Source organism: Rosenbergiella sp. YN46 (genome assembly GCF_036620675.1).
In the GTDB taxonomy this organism is placed as follows: domain Bacteria; phylum Pseudomonadota; class Gammaproteobacteria; order Enterobacterales; family Enterobacteriaceae; genus Jejubacter.
The window spans coordinates 83,944-100,603 of sequence record NZ_JAZHEE010000014.1; the positions used below are offsets into that span (position 1 = coordinate 83,944).

Genomic DNA, 16,660 nt, shown 5'->3' on the forward strand with positions numbered 1-16,660 from the left:
GCAAGCGGGGGTTTTTTATACAAATCGCTAAAATTATTTGATTTTAGCTTCTTTGTACATCACGTGCTGACGAACAACCGGATCGAATTTCTTCAGTTCCAGTTTTTCCGGCTTAGTACGTTTGTTCTTAGTGGTCGTGTAGAAGTGACCAGTACCGGCAGAAGAAACCAGCTTGATCTTCTCGCGAATACCTTTAGCCATGATTCAGTTCCTCTTAGTACTTCTCGCCGCGGGCACGCAGTTCCGCCAGAACGGTGTCGATGCCTTTTTTATCGATAACACGCATACCTTTAGCAGATACACGCAGGGTGACGAAACGCTTCTCGCTCTCTACCCAGAAACGGTGAGAGTGCAGGTTCGGCAGGAAACGGCGCTTAGTCGCGTTCAGTGCGTGGGAACGGTTGTTACCGGTCACCGGACGCTTGCCAGTAACTTGGCAGACTCGGGACATGTCTATTCTCCAAAAATCAAATTAGCTCGAGCTTCGTATAGGGTATTGGCAGCCTCGTCAGGCCTGCTGGCCTGGTCCTGCGGTTCATTTGAACTCGTGTACGCCAGGCCCAAATGCCAAACCCGAGATTCTCAAAGGTGGCGTAGTATACGCTGTGTCAGGGATGTGCTCAAGTCCCGAACAGATAAAGATCCTGGAGGATCGCGCGATCTGCTTTAAATCCACCCGCGTTCTGCAAAAGAGACGCTCTCTCCGCGACCAATAACCAGATGATCCAGCACCCGAATCTCCATAAAATTGCAGCCCCTGACGATATTTTCCGTCAACAACCGGTCGGCCCGGCTGGGTTCCGCTTTACCCGAGGGGTGATTATGGGCCAGAATCACCGCCGCTGCATTATGTTTCAGCGCTTCACGAACAATTTCCCGCGGATGAACTTCCACGTGGTTCAGGGTACCGGAAAACAGCCGGTTATAGCTAATGACCCGATGACGATTATCCAGAAAAAGCGCCATAAAAATTTCCCGCTCTTCGTCCGCCAGTTGGCTCTGCAAAAAATTGCGCACCATTTCAGGGTTAAGCAGCGGCTTTTCCTCTTCCATTTGAGATGCATGATATCGCCGCGCCAGTTCCGCAATAGCCCGGAGCTGGGAATATTTGGCGGGACCAATACCGCCAACGGCTTTAAAATCATCCAGTTCAGCATTCATCAACCGACGCAGCGAACGAAAATGCCGAAGCAATCGGTTCGATAATACCAGCACATGCATGCCCGGCCAGCCGGTGCGTAGAAAAATAGCCAACAGCTCAACATCCGTTAGCGCGCTGGCGCCATAGCGCACCAGCTTTTCCCGTGGCAGAATCGGAACTTCGCTATCCATACTGTCCCCCTCCCGAAATACTGTATATAATCACAGTTATATTGCCGCAAAAAACCGCGCTTCGTCGAGCAAAAAACAAACATATTGCGGCACGCCTCGCAATGCACGTACCGGCCACAGCGCCGGGTTATGGTAAAATGAGGCCATTACCCTGACTGCAAATGACTACAGGAACCAATAATTATGGGGCTGTCCGGCAAGAAAATCGTTTTGGGGGTGAGTGGCGGCATCGCTGCCTATAAAGCGCCCGAACTGGTACGTCGCCTGCGGGAGCGCGGTGCAGAAGTGCGTGTGGCCATGACCGATGCGGCCAAAGCCTTTATTACGCCAATGAGCCTGCAGGCCGTTTCCGGCTACCCGGTTTCCGACAGCCTGTTGGATCCCGCCGCTGAAGCGGCCATGGGCCATATCGAGCTGGGAAAATGGGCCGACCTGGTGATTCTGGCTCCCGCCACCGCCGACCTTATCGCCCGGGTCGCTGCAGGTATGGCCAACGATCTGGTTTCTACCCTCTGTCTGGCAACACCTGCGCCAGTCGCCGTCGTGCCCGCCATGAATCAGCAAATGTATCGCGCCGCCGCCACGCAGCATAATCTTGGCGTACTGGTCGATCGCGAACTGTTAATCTGGGGGCCGGACAGCGGCAGCCAGGCCTGCGGCGATATCGGCCCCGGACGCATGCTCGATCCTCTGACCATTGTGGATATGGTGGAACATCACTTCACTCCCGTAAAAGACCTGCAGCATCTGAATATTATGATTACCGCCGGCCCGACACGCGAACGGCTGGATCCGGTACGCTATATCACGAATCACAGCTCGGGCAAGATGGGTTTTGCCATTGCCGCCGCCGCCGCCGCACGCGGCGCGAATGTCACCCTGGTGGCAGGACCGGTTTCCCAGACCACGCCGCCCTGGGTAAAACGTATCGATGTGACTTCCGCCCTGGAAATGGAGGCTGCGGTACAGCAGCACGTCCAACAGCAGCATATTTTTATCGGCTGCGCCGCAGTGGCCGATTACCGCGCAGCGGTGGTCGCTGACGAAAAAATCAAAAAGCAAGGCGATGAATTAACAATAAAAATGGTGAAAAACCCGGATATTGTCGCCGGGGTCGCCGCCTTAAAAACCAGACGCCCCTATGTTGTTGGGTTTGCCGCAGAAACAAATAATGTGGAAGAATATGCCCGGCAAAAACGCGAGAGGAAAAACCTCGATCTGATTTGCGCTAACGATGTTTCCCAGTCCGATCAGGGATTTAACAGCGACGACAATGCGCTGCATCTTTTCTGGCAGGGGGGAGATAAAATCCTGCCGCGTGAGCGGAAGTCTCTCCTTGGCCACCTGTTACTCGACGAGATTGTTACCCGTTATGATGAAAAAAATCGACGTTAAGATTCTGGATCCGCGCGTTGGCCAGCAGTTTCCGCTGCCGACCTATGCCACCTCCGGCTCGGCCGGACTTGACCTGCGAGCCTGTCTGGACAACGCCGTAGAACTGGCGCCGGGTGCAACCACGCTTCTGCCGACCGGTCTGGCGATTCATATTGCCGATCCAAGCCTTGCCGCCGTGATTCTTCCGCGTTCCGGCCTGGGCCACAAGCACGGGATTGTACTGGGTAATCTGGTAGGGTTGATTGATTCCGACTATCAGGGACAGCTCATGGTTTCTGTCTGGAATCGCGGCCAGGATAGCTTTACTATCGAGCCGGGTGAACGCATCGCCCAGATGGTTTTTGTTCCGGTTATTCAGGCAGAATTTAACCTGGTTGAAGCATTCGACGTCACCGACCGTGGCGAAGGCGGCTTTGGCCATTCCGGTCGTCAATAAGTCAGTCCGGAAGTCAGACGCGCCCGCAGCGTTAATAACGTAAAAATATCTCCGCAGGCTCATTGCCTGCGGATTCTGCGTGGCCGCTCGTGTTCATTTCAGGGGTATTTTAAAACATGGCAGAAAAACAGACTGCGAAAAGGAATCGTCGCGAAGAAATACTTCAGTCTCTGGCACAGATGCTTGAATCCAGCGATGGAAGCCAGCGCATTACTACAGCAAAGCTGGCTGCGTCCGTAGGCGTCTCTGAAGCTGCGCTTTATCGCCACTTTCCCAGCAAGACCCGGATGTTTGACAGCCTGATCGAGTTTATTGAAGACAGCCTGATCACCCGTATTAACCTGATTCTGAAAGATGAAAAAGAAACCAGCGCCCGCTTGCGTCTTATTGTGCTGCTAATTCTGGGTTTCGGCGAACGCAATCCGGGCCTGACCCGTATTATGACCGGCCACGCGCTGATGTTTGAACAGGATCGCCTGCAGGGGCGTATAAACCAGTTATTCGAACGCATCGAAGCCCAACTGCGCCAGGTGCTGCGCGAACGCAAAATGCGCGAGGGCGAAAGCTACGCCACCGATGAGACGCTGCTGGCCAGCCAGCTTCTGGCCTTCTGCGAAGGCATGCTGTCGCGCTTCGTGCGCAGCGAATTCCGCTACCGCCCTACTAACGACTTCGACGCCCGCTGGCCGCTGGTCGCTGCGCAACTGCAGTAATCCCATCATTCTGGCGGCCCCCGGGCCGCACTCTTTAGCGCCTGGTGAATTGCCCGAATCTCTTCGGGGAATTGCCAGATGCCCGTCGTGGCTCGTTTCTCTACTCTGAACCTGAACATAACAAAGACACCCTACAGGACAGGAGAAACACTATGCCTTCATCTCGTCGCGATCTGCTTAAGCTGGGTGGTGCCGTCGCTGCCTCGACCTTACTTGCTCGTAACAGCTTCGCCAGCTGGCAGCCTTCCCTGCGCTATCCCGACCCCGCCATCGTCGCGCTGGACCCCAGCTTCAGTAAACTTATGCTGCCCAGCGCGAAGATCGAACGCATCGCCACTGGCTGCCGCTGGGCCGAAGGGCCGGTCTGGTTCGGCGATGCCCGCATGCTGCTATGGAGCGATATTCCCAACAATGCGGTGATGCGCTGGGATGAAGTCACCGGCCAGGTCAGCGCCTTTCGCAAACCTTCTAATAACAGTAACGGCCACGCTCGCGACCGTCAGGGGCGGCTGTTGAGCTGTGAACACGATACCCGCCGGGTCACTCGCACCGAATACGACGGTACCCTGACCGTTCTGGCCGACCGCTATCAGGGTAAGCGCCTGAACTCCCCGAACGATATCGCGGTCAGCGCAGATGGCAGTATCTGGTTCAGCGATCCGCCGTTCGGTATCGCCGGTTTCTATGAAGGCCACCGCGCCGAACCGGAACTGCCGGAAAATCTTTACCGGATAGTCCCCGATACCGGGGAGCTGACCGTCGCGATGGAAGGCATTAAAGGCCCTAACGGTCTCTGCTTCTCTCCGGACGGTAAAATCCTGTATGTGGTGGAAAGCCGGGCGCAACCCAATCGCCTGATTCTGGCCTGGGATGTAATAGACCATCAGTTGAAAAATAAGCGAGTGCATATCGACTGCGGCAACGGTACCGCAGACGGTATCGCCTGCGACAGCGCTGGAAACCTTTGGTGCGGCTGGGGCATGGGTAGTCCGGAACTGGACGGCGTACGGATCTTTAATCCCCAGGGAAAAGCCATTGGCATGATCCATCTACCGGAACGCTGCGCCAATCTTTGCTTCGGCAGCGAACAGCGCAATCGGCTGTTTATGGCAGCCAGCACTTCAATTTATTCGCTGTACGTTAATACCCAGGGCGCAATTCTGGTGTAAAAGTTCACTGCGGAACGGCTGACTGCTGTTCCGCTTCCCGCAGTCTGTTTACCGACGGCTCCCCGCACAGATTACGGGTACTTATTCACGGCGGCGCAGGGGTTGTCGGCTCTGCGGCCATTATGCTGGCCAAATGGGCAGGCGCCCGGGTCGCCACGACCGTCAGCAATCCCGAACAGGCCGAAGCCGCGCTGGCATATGGTGCAGATCGGGTGCTGTATCAGGGAAAGGATGATATCGTGCAGCAGATAGCCGCCGCCACTGAGGGCCAGGGCGTGGATCGTATTATCGATGTGAATCTGATGGAAAACCTGAACGTTGATCTCGCCTGCCTGGCCCGGGATGGCGTTATCTGCGCCTATGCCACGCCAGATGCCACAGCAGCCGTTCCCGTGCCGCTGCTCAACGCCATGATGCAGGGCTGCCTGCTGCGCTTTGTCTATATTTACCATGCGCCACAGGCGGCTAAACAACAGGCCATCGCGGATATCGCCCGCTGCCTGCAACAGGGCAACTACCGCCCGCGTATTGCCGCGCAGTTCGCGCTGGAGGAGATAGCCGATGCTCACCGGATGCTGGAAGCGGGCGCCGTCATTGGCAAAATAGTGCTGCACCCGGAATAATGCCGGGTGCAGAAGGCTTATACGCCGTACTGTTCGCGGTAGGCGCGCACTGCCGCCAGATGTTCGGCCATCTCGGGTTTTTCCGCCAGATAGTCGATCAGATCGTTCAGGGTAATGATAGAAATGACCTTACAGCCGTAGTCACGCTCCACCTCCTGGATAGCCGAGATCTCGCCGCGGCCGCGCTCGCGGCGGTCCAGCGAAATCAGTACCCCCGCCAGGGTGGCGTTATGAGCCTGGATTATCTCCATCGATTCACGGATGGCGGTGCCCGCAGTAATCACATCGTCCACCAGCATTACCCGTCCGGTCAGGGGGCTGCCTACCAGGCTGCCACCCTCACCGTGATCCTTCGCTTCTTTACGGTTAAAGCAGTAAGGCAGGTCGCGCTCGTGATGCTCCGCGAGCGCCACGGCCGTGGTGGTGGCGATGGGAATACCCTTATAGGCCGGGCCAAACAGCAGATCGAAATCGATACCGGAATCTACCAGCGCCTCGGCGTAGAAGCGGCCCAGTAACGCCAAATCGCGGCCGGTATTAAACAGCCCGGCGTTGAAGAAATAGGGGCTAATACGCCCGGATTTCAGCGTAAACTCGCCGAACTTCAGTACCTGCTTGCCAAGCGCGAATTCAATAAACTGGCGCTGATACGGTTTCATGGATCCACTCCTCAGATGTTGACTAATACACTGCACGACTTAAACGACCGTGTCCGGTCATAAAAAAGGCGACCCGTCGGTCGCCTGAAATAATTACTCTGCCAACGCCGCCTTCTGCGACGCGACGATCGATTCAATCCCCCCGCGGGCCAGCGCCAGCAGCGAAAGCAGTTCCTCGTGACTGAAAGGCTCGCCCTCTGCGGTGCCCTGCACTTCAATCATGCGGCCATCTTCCATCATCACCACATTCATATCGGTTTCTGCGGCGGAGTCTTCAACGTACTCCAGATCGCACACCGCCTGACCGTCCACGATGCCCACGGATACCGCAGCGACCATCCCCTTCATCGGGTTGCTCTTTATCTTGCCGCTCGCCACCAGACCATTCAGGGCATCGGCCAGCGCCACGCAGGCACCGGTAATAGACGCGGTACGGGTACCGCCATCCGCCTGTAGCACGTCGCAGTCCAGGGTGATGGTGAATTCACCCAGCGCCTTAAGATCGACGGCGGCGCGCAATGCCCGGGCAATCAGACGCTGAATTTCCATGGTGCGGCCGCTCTGCTTGCCGCGTGCGGCTTCACGACCGTTACGGGTATGGGTAGAGCGCGGCAGCATACCGTACTCGGCAGTGATCCAGCCCTGCCCTTGACCTTTCAGGAAGCGTGGAACGCTCTCTTCTACGCTTGCGGTGCACAGCACTTTGGTTTCGCCAAACTCGACCAGCACGGAGCCTTCAGCGTGTTTAGTGTAATGACGGGTCAGGGTAACGGGGCGCACCTGTTCGGCGCTACGACCTGATGGACGCATAGGGAAAACTCCTGCTTGAAACGAGTGTGGCTGCGCATTATACGGCCTTCACTCTCTTATTCCTATCCTGCCAGGGCCACGCTGGCTATAATCCCTTCATCCACTTCAAAAAATGGGTATCACTATGATCCGCAGTATGACAGCCTACGCCCGGCGGGAAGTTAAGGGTGAATGGGGCAGCGCCACCTGGGAGTTGCGCTCGGTAAACCAACGCTATCTGGAAACTTATTTCCGAATGCCGGAACAGTTCCGTAGCCTGGAGCCCGTGGTTCGCGAGCGGATCCGCAGCCGTCTGACGCGCGGCAAGGTTGAATGCCACCTGCGCTTTGAGCCGGACGCCAGCGCCCAGAGCGAACTCATTCTTAACGAAGCCCTGGCGAAACAGCTGGTGCAGGCCGCTAACTGGGTAAAAATGCAGAGCGATGAAGGGGAAATTAACCCGGTAGATATTCTGCGCTGGCCAGGCGTTATGTCAGCGAAGGATCAGGATCTGGATGCTATTGCCTCAGAACTGCTGACCGCGCTGAACGGCGCGCTGGACGACTTCGTTGTGGCGCGCGAAACCGAGGGCCAGGCTCTGAAGAGCCTGATCGAACAACGTCTTGAGGCCGTGAGCGCCGAAGTGGTGAAAGTTCGCGCCCATATGCCGGAAATTATCAAATGGCAGCGCGAACGTCTGGTCACCAAACTGGAAGAAGCCGAAGTCCAGCTGGAAAACAATCGCCTGGAACAGGAGCTGGTGCTAATGGCCCAACGTCTGGACGTGGCGGAAGAGCTGGACAGGCTCGATGCCCACGTGAAAGAGACCAGGAACATCCTTAAGAAGAAAGAGGCAGTGGGCCGCCGTCTGGACTTTATGATGCAGGAGTTCAACCGCGAGTCGAACACTCTGGCATCCAAGTCCATCAATGCCGATGTCACTAACTCCGCCATCGAGTTAAAGGTGTTGATCGAGCAGATGCGCGAGCAGATCCAAAACATCGAGTAAATCCCGGAGCCCCGGCGAACCACCGGGGCCCTATACCACGCTTTACCTGCAACACTGCCGTCGGTTATAATTTCACCTCATCTCTTCCATGGAGTCTTCGCCGACATGAATGATTAACCCCTTACACCAGTCGCTTTATTTTTATTTATCAGGCAACTGGCAGGGTTTAGTCGGCGTGGTTCCGTCTTTATAAACTTCTTTGGCTATCTTTAGCCCGTTGCTGACCGCTATCCGCGCACGCCGCCCTGCCTCAGGGAGGTTATTATGCACGCTTTTCATGCACAGCAAATTTCATTACGCACCGAAGCAGGCGATACGCTGTTCCAGGATCTGAGCTGTCAGTTGACCGTCAGGCTGACCGGACTCACGGGACGTAACGGCATCGGCAAAACGCTGCTGGGCGAGGTACTTAGCGGCAAGCGCCCACCCTCTTCCGGTACGCTCAGGCTCAATGCCCCGTGCGGCATCTATTGCCAGCATAACGCCACATCACAACAGAACCGCAGCCTGGCGGCCTGTCTTGGGCTTGAGGATGCCCTGCAGGCGCTGACGCACATTGAACAGGGCAGTGCCGACGAACGCTGGTTCGATATGATTAACGAACGCTGGGATTGCCGTCAGCGCTTTACGCAATGTTGCCAGGAACTGGCGCTACCGCCAGTTCCCGACAGACCGTTCAGCACCCTGAGCGGCGGCCAGCGGGCTCGTATCACCCTGTGGAATCTGTTTCAGCAAACCGATATCTGGTTACTGCTCGACGAGCCTTCCAACCATCTGGATATCGCCGGTAAGCACTGGCTACTGGCACAAATTCAGCAGTTCCCGGGCCCCATACTGCTGATTAGCCACGATCGCTTCCTGCTACGCGCCATGGAGGAAATTTGGGAACTGAATGAGCACGGGCTTCAGCGCTATGGCGGCAACTACGACATTTTCGCAACCCAGAAGCATCAACAGCAGGCGGCACTCGACAGGCAGCTTACCAGCGCCGACAAGGCGTTACAGCAGGCTCGCCGTCAGGCGCAGCTCAGCAAAGAAAAAGCCGAGCGCCGCGCCGCCCAGGGTAACAAACTGGCGCGCAGCGGCAGCCAGGCAAAGATTTTGCTTGATGGTAAAAAGGAACAGGCAGGCGCAGCCGCCGCCGCCAGGGTAATCCGCAGCGAAAACCAGCAGCGCCAGCTACAATCACGGCTCGCCGAACTCAAAGCGCGTCAGGTAGCAACGCCCGCGCTGAAAATAACGCCAGGAGAAGCGGAAACCGGGAAGCACATGCTGGTACAAATGCGCGAGGGGATACTGCCCTTCGGGCAACAGTCGCCCCTGAGTTTTTCCCTACGGCAGGGGGAAAAGCTGCGTCTGCGTGGTAATAACGGCTGTGGTAAATCAACGCTGTTAAAAGTGTTAAGGCAGGAGATATCGTTACAGGCAGGAAGTCTGTGGCTGGGCGGGGGGTGTAGCTATCTGGATCAGCATTACCAGCTACTGAATCCACAACTCAGCCTGCTGGAAGCCCTGTCAGAAGGGATGATAAAGGCAGAGAGCCTGCGCCGGACGCTACTGGCCCAGGCGGGTTTTCGTCGTGAACAGGTTCAACAACAAGTCGCGGAGCTGAGCGGCGGTGAAAAAATGAAACTGGCGATGCTTATCGTCAGTCATCAGCCCGACACGCCGCTCCTGCTGTTGGATGAACCGGATAATCATCTCGATCTCGATGCCAGATCGGCTCTGGCTCAGGCGCTTGCCGCCTGGCCCGGGGCTCTGATTCTGGTCACCCACGATGATGACTTTGCCAGGGAATGCCAGCTGACAGGGGAAATGGTACTGGCGTAATATGGCTGGCGCCTTATGGCGCCAGCATCAACACCTTAAACTGGCTGGGAACGATACGCATCCCCACCGCATTGGTGGAATTCTGAAGTGAAACGCTGGTCAGACGGGTCGCTGGCGTGCCTTTTAGCAGCACGGTAAAAGCGCCGGTCAGATGTCGTGATGGCCCCATCACGGTGCCGGATGCCACCCCGGTAGCAACCCCGGGGTTATCGCCGTTGGTCAGCGGCGTTACCGTGGCCATATTGTGGGCCGGCATCCCCATAAACAGAATGTTCAGGGCGTTGGGGATCGCCGTCGGGCCCAGCGCGATATCCGGATAAGGTATCGGCGTTGGGGCGGGCGTGGGCGTCAGGCAGACATCCGGGAACGCCAGATCCATACCGCTCAGTTGACAGTTCGCGAACATAACGGCTCCTTAGCCCATATGGATCTGTTCAGAATCGACTTTGGTGATCGCCTTAGAGGTAATCACCGTATTGTGCGCATGCAGACGGGCGTAATCATCGGCCCGGATATCCACCTGCCCGGCCCGAACCTGCTCGGTATTACGGGTATGGCGAAACAGGTTGTGGCTGATTTGGGTCACCGTCTGCCACACCGATTCAACGCGTTTGCCGACCAGCCGGGTCAGGCCAACCCAGGCGGAAAGCTTATCGCCGCTGTAGTTCATCTCGCTGATATGACAGTCCCCCTGCTGTGCATCCACCTTCAGGGTGGCGCCGCTCAGGTTCAGCTCTCCGGCGCTGCGGATATGCAGATCCCCCGGCAGCGACAGTTCGGCGCTGCTTTCATCGGCTCGCTCCAGCACGGCCAGTAGCCATGCCCGATCCGCAGCGCTGGCAATCAGCACGCTGTCACCCGTGGCCGGAACAATCAGGCAGCTCGCCGCCCGACGACAGTGCCAGCCGCGCCCTTCGCTTTCCACCATCAGGCTGCCGTCGGCAAAACAGTGGGTTACTCGCCCCGCGGCCTGTAGCGGCGGCTGCGCAGCCGGAGCCAGTTTATGATTAATATTGTTCATCACCTCTCCTTTAACCGCGGCTCTGGCGCTGTGCGCTCCAGGCTTCGGCGGCCAGTAATTCTTCATCGTATTCCAGCATCCCTCTGCGATTCGGGATGTGCGCGCCTTCCTGGCGTGCACGGTGAAAGCGGGTCCGGGAAAACCGGACATCGGTAAAATCCGCCTGGCGCAGATCGGCGCCGGAAAAATCGCTGTAAGTCAAATCACAGTGCCGGAAGCAGGTTCCCACAGCGACCGCCTGCTGCAAAATGGTCTGAAACAGTCGGCTCTGGCTGAAATCAGCTCCGTTAAGCAGCGCGCCAACCATCATGGCCTGATCAAACACGCCAGCCTGGCACTGTGCGCCACTCAGATCGGCTTCCATAAACAGCGCCTGGCGGGCATCGACCTGGCGCAGGCTGGCCCGCTGTAGCGAAGCGCCTTTAAAATTACACTGAGTCAGTTGCGCCCCGCTGAAATCAGCCTCGTCGAGGCGGTTATCGGTAAACTGGCAGCCGGTAAAATGCTGGCGGGCATAGCTTTTATTACGCTGATCGCATTCGAAGAACACCACCCGTTCGAAGGTGGCAGCGCTGAAATCTACAGGACGCAGGTCGATACCATAAAAGGTGGTCAGCAGCAGACGACATTGCGCAAACTGCGCCTCATCGAGCGGCGTTTCAAAAAAGGTGCTGCGATCCAGCTCGCTATGGCTAAAGCGGCTGCGTTGCAGCTCACAGCGCATAAACTGGGTTTTATCCAACTTGCTGTCAGAAAAGTCGCTGCCCGCCAGCCCACATTCGTTAAAGACACTTTCGCACAGCGCCGTATTGTCAGCCCGGAGGTTTGCCATTACACACTGGTTAAACACCGTCTGCGTCAGCGTTGCCCCACTGACCTGAATATCATTCAGTTCGCACTCGGTAAATACCGCTTCATGCAGGTTAGCCCCCCGCAGATCGGCACCGTTTAGCGTGACTTCCTGAAAGATACCGCCGGACAGATCGCAGTGACGCAGGTCCAGGCCGTCCAGCGCCAGCTCGGTGATCGTTTCACCGCCTTTCACCCGCTGCTGTAGATCTGTAGCGCTAAGGGAGGTCATACCGTTTCTCCATCACGACCGGGCAGGGTTTTAATCCGTTTGGTCCAGGCGCCGTCCAGGCTGGTTTCAGTATCAGTCACGGCCTGAGAAAGATCGGCCCGGAACAGGTTGGCGCCGCGAAAACAAGCGCCGCCCAGCAAACTCTTTTGCAAAATAGCGCCCATCAAATTGGCATCACTAAAATCAGCCTGATGGAAATCGCTGCGCACAAACAGGCTGCCTACCAGATTCGCTCGCCGGAAGTCGGCCCCCTGACAACAGGCTTCGCTGAGATCGCTATTTTCCAGCAATGCCAGCGTGAACCTGGCGCCGCGCAGCGACGTCTGACGCAGGTTGCACTGCTTCAGAGTGGCATTGCTGAAATCGGCACCGTCGAGCACGCTCTCTGATGCCGCCGCGCAGGTTACCAGGCTGGCGCCGTCGAAGCACGCCTGCTCTGCGCGGCTTTCCACCCAGGAGCAGCTTTCCAGACTGGCGCCGCGGAAGCTGACCGCTTCCAGCGTGGTTTTCAGAAACGTGGTTTTATGCAGACGGGCCGAGCTGAAATCGAGCGCCGGTAGCGTCAGTTCCATAAACACGCAGCCATCGAGCCGCGCCTGTCGGAACCGGCAGCGGGTCATCCAGGTTTCACGCAGCAGCAGACCATCCAGAACCGCATCGTCAAAGAGGCAGTCATCGAACAGAGTTTCCTGAAGCTGAGTCTCTTTAAAGCGCGCGCCGCTGAAGTCGCTGTGGCAACACTGGGCCAGCGCCAGGCTGGCCCCTTCCAGACTACATTCCCGTAGCGAGCTGTGATGAAGTTCGCAGCGCGCCAGCATTGCCTCATGAAAATTAGCGCCATCCAGTTGACAGTGGCTGAGATCCGCGCACTCCAGCAGCGCACGACTGAAGTTAGCGCCGCGTAAATCCATACCGGAAAAATCAGCGCCGGTCAGATCCATTCCGCTAAAATCGCCTCCCTGCGCCAGGGTTCGCTGAGCGCGGTCGCGAATGATCTGCGCCAGGTCGCCCTTCAGGCGTCGAGCCGGAGGCTGGCTCTGTACCGACAGCAGATACATCTGGTGCAATGCCGCCTGACTCTGGGCCAGTTTCTTCTCGCTAAGGGCATCCTTATTCTGATGCAGCATCTGCTGCATACGCTGCATCGATTCCGGCCCCCGGGGCCGGTTTTCATCATCTGCCGCGTCCGGGAAGCGAGCCTCCATCTCACGCTTACGCGCTTCGGCTTCAAGGCGCTGCTCTTCCGCCTGCCGCTCCAGTTTGTCGATAAATTCCGGCAGTTCATCCAGCGGCGGGATTTCCGGCTCTTCAAACGCTGGCAATAGCTCATCTACGCTACCCCCCTGAGCTTCCAGCCTTGCCCGATGCTGTTCGCGTAACAGATTCGCGCGATTTTTCATGTTATCACGCATCGGGCTCTCGCCCTGTTCTACCTCGCTATCAATCCAGGGGCCAATAGCCGCTTCCGGCACCAGATCTTTTTCCCGAAAGGCAAACAGCGCGCCGCGCTCTTTATCCATACGCTGGCTCAGCACTTTACGATAGTGGCTGGTCGAACGGGGAGCGCCGATGTTTTCCAGTGCCGGCATCAGTTGCAACACATCGGCAGCATCATCTTCATTGATACGGATATTCCCCTGCCAGATCAGGATCATCTGTTGCAGATGGGGAAAGAACCAGACGGTGGTGGCACGCAGCGCGACTTCTTCAAACAGCGTCTCGTCACCGCGCTGCCGGTTGATAAAACAGCGGGCCTGCCACGGCGGTAGCGTCCCTTCCTGAAGCGGCTGTTCCGGATGCATATTCCAGATGCGCCAGCGAGCCCGGGGCGGCAACGCATCGCGATCGTGCCACCACTGGTCGGGAGAGGCCGCATTAAATACCCGCCAGTCGATATCCCGGGCGAAGCCGGGGAACTCCTGCTTCAGCCAGCGGGCATCATATTTTTTACCCATCCGCTTAAAGCGCCGCGGCCACAGCAGATCCAGCGCGCCAAAACCCGCTGGCTCCGGATGCTGATGCACAGCCGTCATACGCTCGTGCGGCGACTCAATATTGGGTAGCGGACGCAACTGGTAGCCGCCCACCGCCACCGGATGGCGGCCAATACCGTGAGGATTTTCTTCATCGCCTTCGCCGCCCCAGGCGCGGCTCCAGTCAAGGCGCATCTGCTCAAAGGGCTGCGGCGGCGTTGGCTTATCCCCCGCCCAGAAGCGATCGCCATACACTTCCAGAGTTTTACTCAGGCCTTCAATATCAATACGCGCCGCAACGACAGTTTTGTCAGGTTGGTGATGGCTGTATGCATATCCCGTGGCTAAAAACTCCGCCCGGGATTTGGGGATCGCCATATCGATCACCCCACCGCTGGTCTGCAGCTCATCGGCAGCCAACTGCCACAGCTCGACCTCTGGGCGCAGTTGCGGCGCATCGCCCATATCCGCCAGCGCCATCACCGACACGCCCAGGTGATTATGGCCCTGCCAGCGGTAAGGTCGATTTAATACGCTTAGGCGCAGGGGTTTAATGATTTTCATTGGTGATCATCACTGGCTGGCATATTTAATACAGATAGATGTAATAAAATCCATCCACTTCCAACTTAAGCATATAGTTTCACTGCTCAACAGGGAGCGGTTTTCCACTATTATCTTTAACAAAGATAATGTTCTTCTTATCATCAATTTTCGCCTGATATTTATGTCCAACCTGATAAGCATCAAGAGCAATTAATAAAACAGTTTCATTATACTTTTCAAGCATCCATGTTTCTTTTGTATTGGGATCCTCAATGCGCAAACTCATTTCAATCACAGGGTTATTATTTAAGAATAAACCATTCTGCTTCATTGACAATATAGTAACATACACATCCTCCCCTATATTCATAACACTCTGCTCATGCTGTTGGGAGTTGCGAATTACTCTATTAGCCAAATAATAGCAACCAGCAATAATTAATACTGTCAGAACAATGTTAACAATACCAGAAATTGACATAATTCCTCTTTATTCACATGATCATGGTTAGTGCGAAAAGGGCTGTACGCAAACTACCACTTTCAACTCTAGCAGCTTCAACTTTTTGTGCATTTATTATTGTTTTGCCAAAAGAAAATGCATTATGAGAAATGTTAGCACCAGTCATGGCGTAACTAATACCCTTAAAAGTTAAGCTACCTGATGATACAGATATATGCTGCCCAAGAAAATCAGTAACATTTTGCGCAAAAGTTTTCTTGTTAATATCAGTGCGTTCAAAATGAGGTGAATCGATAATAACCTTAGTCGCACTCTTTATTAAAACATCTGCATCAGAATCAATCTTGATTTTCTTTGACACTTTATAAGACATCAGCCCGGAAATGTTCACTTTAACATCTCCAGTTATATCCTGTTTTTGTCCACCAGCACTTACTGTTAACTTATCGCCTTCATCTATAGTAATATCTCTTTTCTTTTTTATGGTCCTATGTTCGTGTCCATTAATTTTGCTAGATTTATTACCATCCAGTTTCAGGGTTTTATCCCCTTTAATTTTACTCTGATATCCTCCACTGGTGATCTCCAGCTCACGCCCATTGGTAATAGTCGTTTTCTCACCGTCTTTAAAGGTTTTAGTTTCTTTCTTCACCACCGTCGTGGTACGGGTATCGAAATAATCAAAGGTCGCCGCCTTCGTCACCTCATCCTTCTGCTCTTTCAGAATGGTGGTGGTACGGTTGCCGTCAATGGTCACATCCTGATTGTTCTCGACAGTCACCCGCATATCCTTTTCCGAGTGCATCGAAAGCATTTCAGCGCCGGGTTTATCTTCAAAGTAAAGATGGCTGGCATTATCCATATGCCCGTCCTTGCTGCGGGTCATAAAGCCCATCTGGGTGGCCGCCGCCGGTAACGCCCACGGCGGCATACTGGCTTCGTTATACACCCTGCCTGTGACGATGGGGCGATCCGGGTCGCCGTTGATAAAGTCAATCACCACTTCGTCACCCACCCGTGGGATCTGTACCCCGCCAAAGCCCTGACCCGCCCAGGCGCTGGATACCCGCACCCAGCCCGAACTGGTGTCGTCCCCTTTCGCCTGACGGTCCCAGTGGAACTTCACCTTCACCCGGCCATATTTATCTGTCCAGATCGATTCCCCTTTCGGCCCCACCACCTTTGCAGTTTGTGGGCCGTAGGTGCGCGGCCACGCCGTCACCTGCGCCGGGCGGAACACCACCGACGACGGGATCACCATAAAGTCCAGCCGGTGGACGGTTTCTCCGCCGTCCCCGCTGGCGTAGCGGTTCTCTTCAAACTGGTAATCCACCGCCGTGGTCAGGTATTCACCGTTATCGCTGAAGAACGGCGCGTTCAGCAGCGCGAAGGTATACCCCGGTGCCAGCCCGATCGCCGTTCCGGTACCCTGAATCTGCTGATGCTCCACCTGCCAGCGCTCCTGACGGATGCGGGCATAGAATTCACCGTGACCGTGCTCCACGTAGCGTCCCGGCCAGTCGTACACGTCGATGCTGCCCGGCGTCGGCGACGCCGGGTTCTGCCGCGCCTGGAACAGCCAGGCGTTGGGCTTGCGGAAGTCGTAGTCGTCCAGGCTTAC

At 56.0% G+C, this 16,660-nt stretch carries 18 protein-coding genes; 7 read left to right on the plus strand and 11 right to left on the minus strand.

The window, feature by feature from the left end; genetic code table 11:
• Positions 1-33: 33 nt before the first annotated feature.
• The 3 genes from rpmG to radC all read right to left on the minus strand — a co-directional run bounded on the left by rpmG (position 34) and on the right by radC (position 1,332).
• Positions 34-201 carry a 50S ribosomal protein L33 gene (gene rpmG, locus V3W49_RS12265; protein ID WP_013094893.1) on the minus strand — a complete coding sequence of 56 codons (168 nt, stop codon included), beginning with the start codon at positions 199-201 and terminating at the stop codon, positions 34-36.
• Between the two features lie 13 nt (positions 202-214).
• Complete coding sequence (gene rpmB, locus V3W49_RS12270) at positions 215-451, minus strand: 50S ribosomal protein L28 (protein ID WP_000091955.1); 237 nt, start codon at positions 449-451, stop codon at positions 215-217.
• 215 nt (positions 452-666) lie between these two features.
• Positions 667-1,332 (minus strand): RadC family protein, encoded by a 666-nt coding sequence (gene radC / locus V3W49_RS12275; protein ID WP_500145800.1) that lies wholly within the window; start codon positions 1,330-1,332, stop codon positions 667-669.
• 183 nt (positions 1,333-1,515) lie between these two features.
• On the opposite strand from radC, the gene coaBC reads away from it, so the two are divergent.
• The 5 genes from coaBC to V3W49_RS12300 all read left to right on the plus strand — a co-directional run bounded on the left by coaBC (position 1,516) and on the right by V3W49_RS12300 (position 5,668).
• A complete protein-coding gene (coaBC, locus tag V3W49_RS12280; RefSeq protein WP_500145802.1) occupies positions 1,516-2,727 on the plus strand; it encodes a bifunctional phosphopantothenoylcysteine decarboxylase/phosphopantothenate--cysteine ligase CoaBC in 1,212 nt (403 codons plus the stop codon).
• Complete coding sequence (gene dut / locus V3W49_RS12285; protein WP_500145803.1) at positions 2,705-3,163, plus strand: dUTP diphosphatase; 459 nt, start codon at positions 2,705-2,707, stop codon at positions 3,161-3,163. The genes coaBC and dut overlap by 23 nt, the downstream gene beginning before the upstream one ends.
• Before the next feature lie 116 nt (positions 3,164-3,279).
• A complete protein-coding gene (slmA, locus tag V3W49_RS12290) occupies positions 3,280-3,876 on the plus strand; it encodes a nucleoid occlusion factor SlmA (RefSeq protein WP_500145804.1) in 597 nt (198 codons plus the stop codon).
• A gap of 152 nt (positions 3,877-4,028) precedes the next feature.
• Positions 4,029-5,045, plus strand: a complete 1,017-nt coding sequence (locus tag V3W49_RS12295; protein WP_500145805.1) for an SMP-30/gluconolactonase/LRE family protein — start codon at positions 4,029-4,031, stop codon at positions 5,043-5,045.
• An 83-nt stretch (positions 5,046-5,128) separates the two neighbouring features.
• Positions 5,129-5,668, plus strand: coding sequence for a zinc-binding dehydrogenase (locus V3W49_RS12300; protein WP_500145819.1), 540 nt, complete (start codon positions 5,129-5,131; stop codon positions 5,666-5,668).
• 17 nt (positions 5,669-5,685) lie between these two features.
• On the opposite strand, the gene pyrE is transcribed toward V3W49_RS12300, so the two are convergent.
• Together pyrE and rph are read right to left on the minus strand one after the other, a co-directional pair.
• Positions 5,686-6,327: an orotate phosphoribosyltransferase gene (gene pyrE / locus V3W49_RS12305; RefSeq protein ID WP_500145806.1), complete on the minus strand. Its 642-nt coding sequence runs from the start codon at positions 6,325-6,327 to the stop codon at positions 5,686-5,688.
• Between the two features lie 93 nt (positions 6,328-6,420).
• Positions 6,421-7,137, minus strand: a complete 717-nt coding sequence (rph, locus tag V3W49_RS12310; protein ID WP_500145807.1) for a ribonuclease PH — start codon at positions 7,135-7,137, stop codon at positions 6,421-6,423.
• A gap of 124 nt (positions 7,138-7,261) precedes the next feature.
• Between rph and V3W49_RS12315 the strand changes: the two genes are divergently transcribed.
• Positions 7,262-8,125: a YicC/YloC family endoribonuclease gene (locus V3W49_RS12315; RefSeq protein WP_500145808.1), complete on the plus strand. Its 864-nt coding sequence runs from the start codon at positions 7,262-7,264 to the stop codon at positions 8,123-8,125.
• Positions 8,126-8,389: 264 nt separating this feature from the next.
• Positions 8,390-9,955, plus strand: a complete 1,566-nt coding sequence (locus V3W49_RS12320; RefSeq protein WP_500145809.1) for an ATP-binding cassette domain-containing protein — start codon at positions 8,390-8,392, stop codon at positions 9,953-9,955.
• 13 nt (positions 9,956-9,968) lie between these two features.
• Here V3W49_RS12320 and V3W49_RS12325 read toward each other — a convergent pair whose 3' ends face one another.
• From V3W49_RS12325 to V3W49_RS12350, 6 genes are all read right to left on the minus strand, one after another.
• On the minus strand, positions 9,969-10,361 hold the full coding sequence (locus V3W49_RS12325; protein ID WP_138095123.1) for a DUF4150 domain-containing protein: 393 nt from the start codon (positions 10,359-10,361) through the stop codon (positions 9,969-9,971).
• 9 nt (positions 10,362-10,370) lie between these two features.
• On the minus strand, positions 10,371-10,976 hold the full coding sequence (locus V3W49_RS12330) for a DUF3540 domain-containing protein (RefSeq protein WP_500145811.1): 606 nt from the start codon (positions 10,974-10,976) through the stop codon (positions 10,371-10,373).
• Between the two features lie 10 nt (positions 10,977-10,986).
• Positions 10,987-12,057, minus strand: coding sequence for a pentapeptide repeat-containing protein (locus V3W49_RS12335; protein ID WP_500145813.1), 1,071 nt, complete (start codon positions 12,055-12,057; stop codon positions 10,987-10,989).
• On the minus strand, positions 12,054-14,594 hold the full coding sequence (locus V3W49_RS12340) for a DUF2169 family type VI secretion system accessory protein (RefSeq protein WP_500145814.1): 2,541 nt from the start codon (positions 14,592-14,594) through the stop codon (positions 12,054-12,056). The genes V3W49_RS12335 and V3W49_RS12340 overlap by 4 nt, the downstream gene beginning before the upstream one ends.
• A 79-nt stretch (positions 14,595-14,673) precedes the next feature.
• Positions 14,674-15,057, minus strand: a complete 384-nt coding sequence (locus V3W49_RS12345) for a hypothetical protein (protein ID WP_500145815.1) — start codon at positions 15,055-15,057, stop codon at positions 14,674-14,676.
• A gap of 13 nt (positions 15,058-15,070) precedes the next feature.
• Positions 15,071-16,660 (minus strand): type VI secretion system Vgr family protein (locus V3W49_RS12350; protein WP_500145816.1); only part of this gene is annotated, 1,590 nt, incomplete at its 5' end.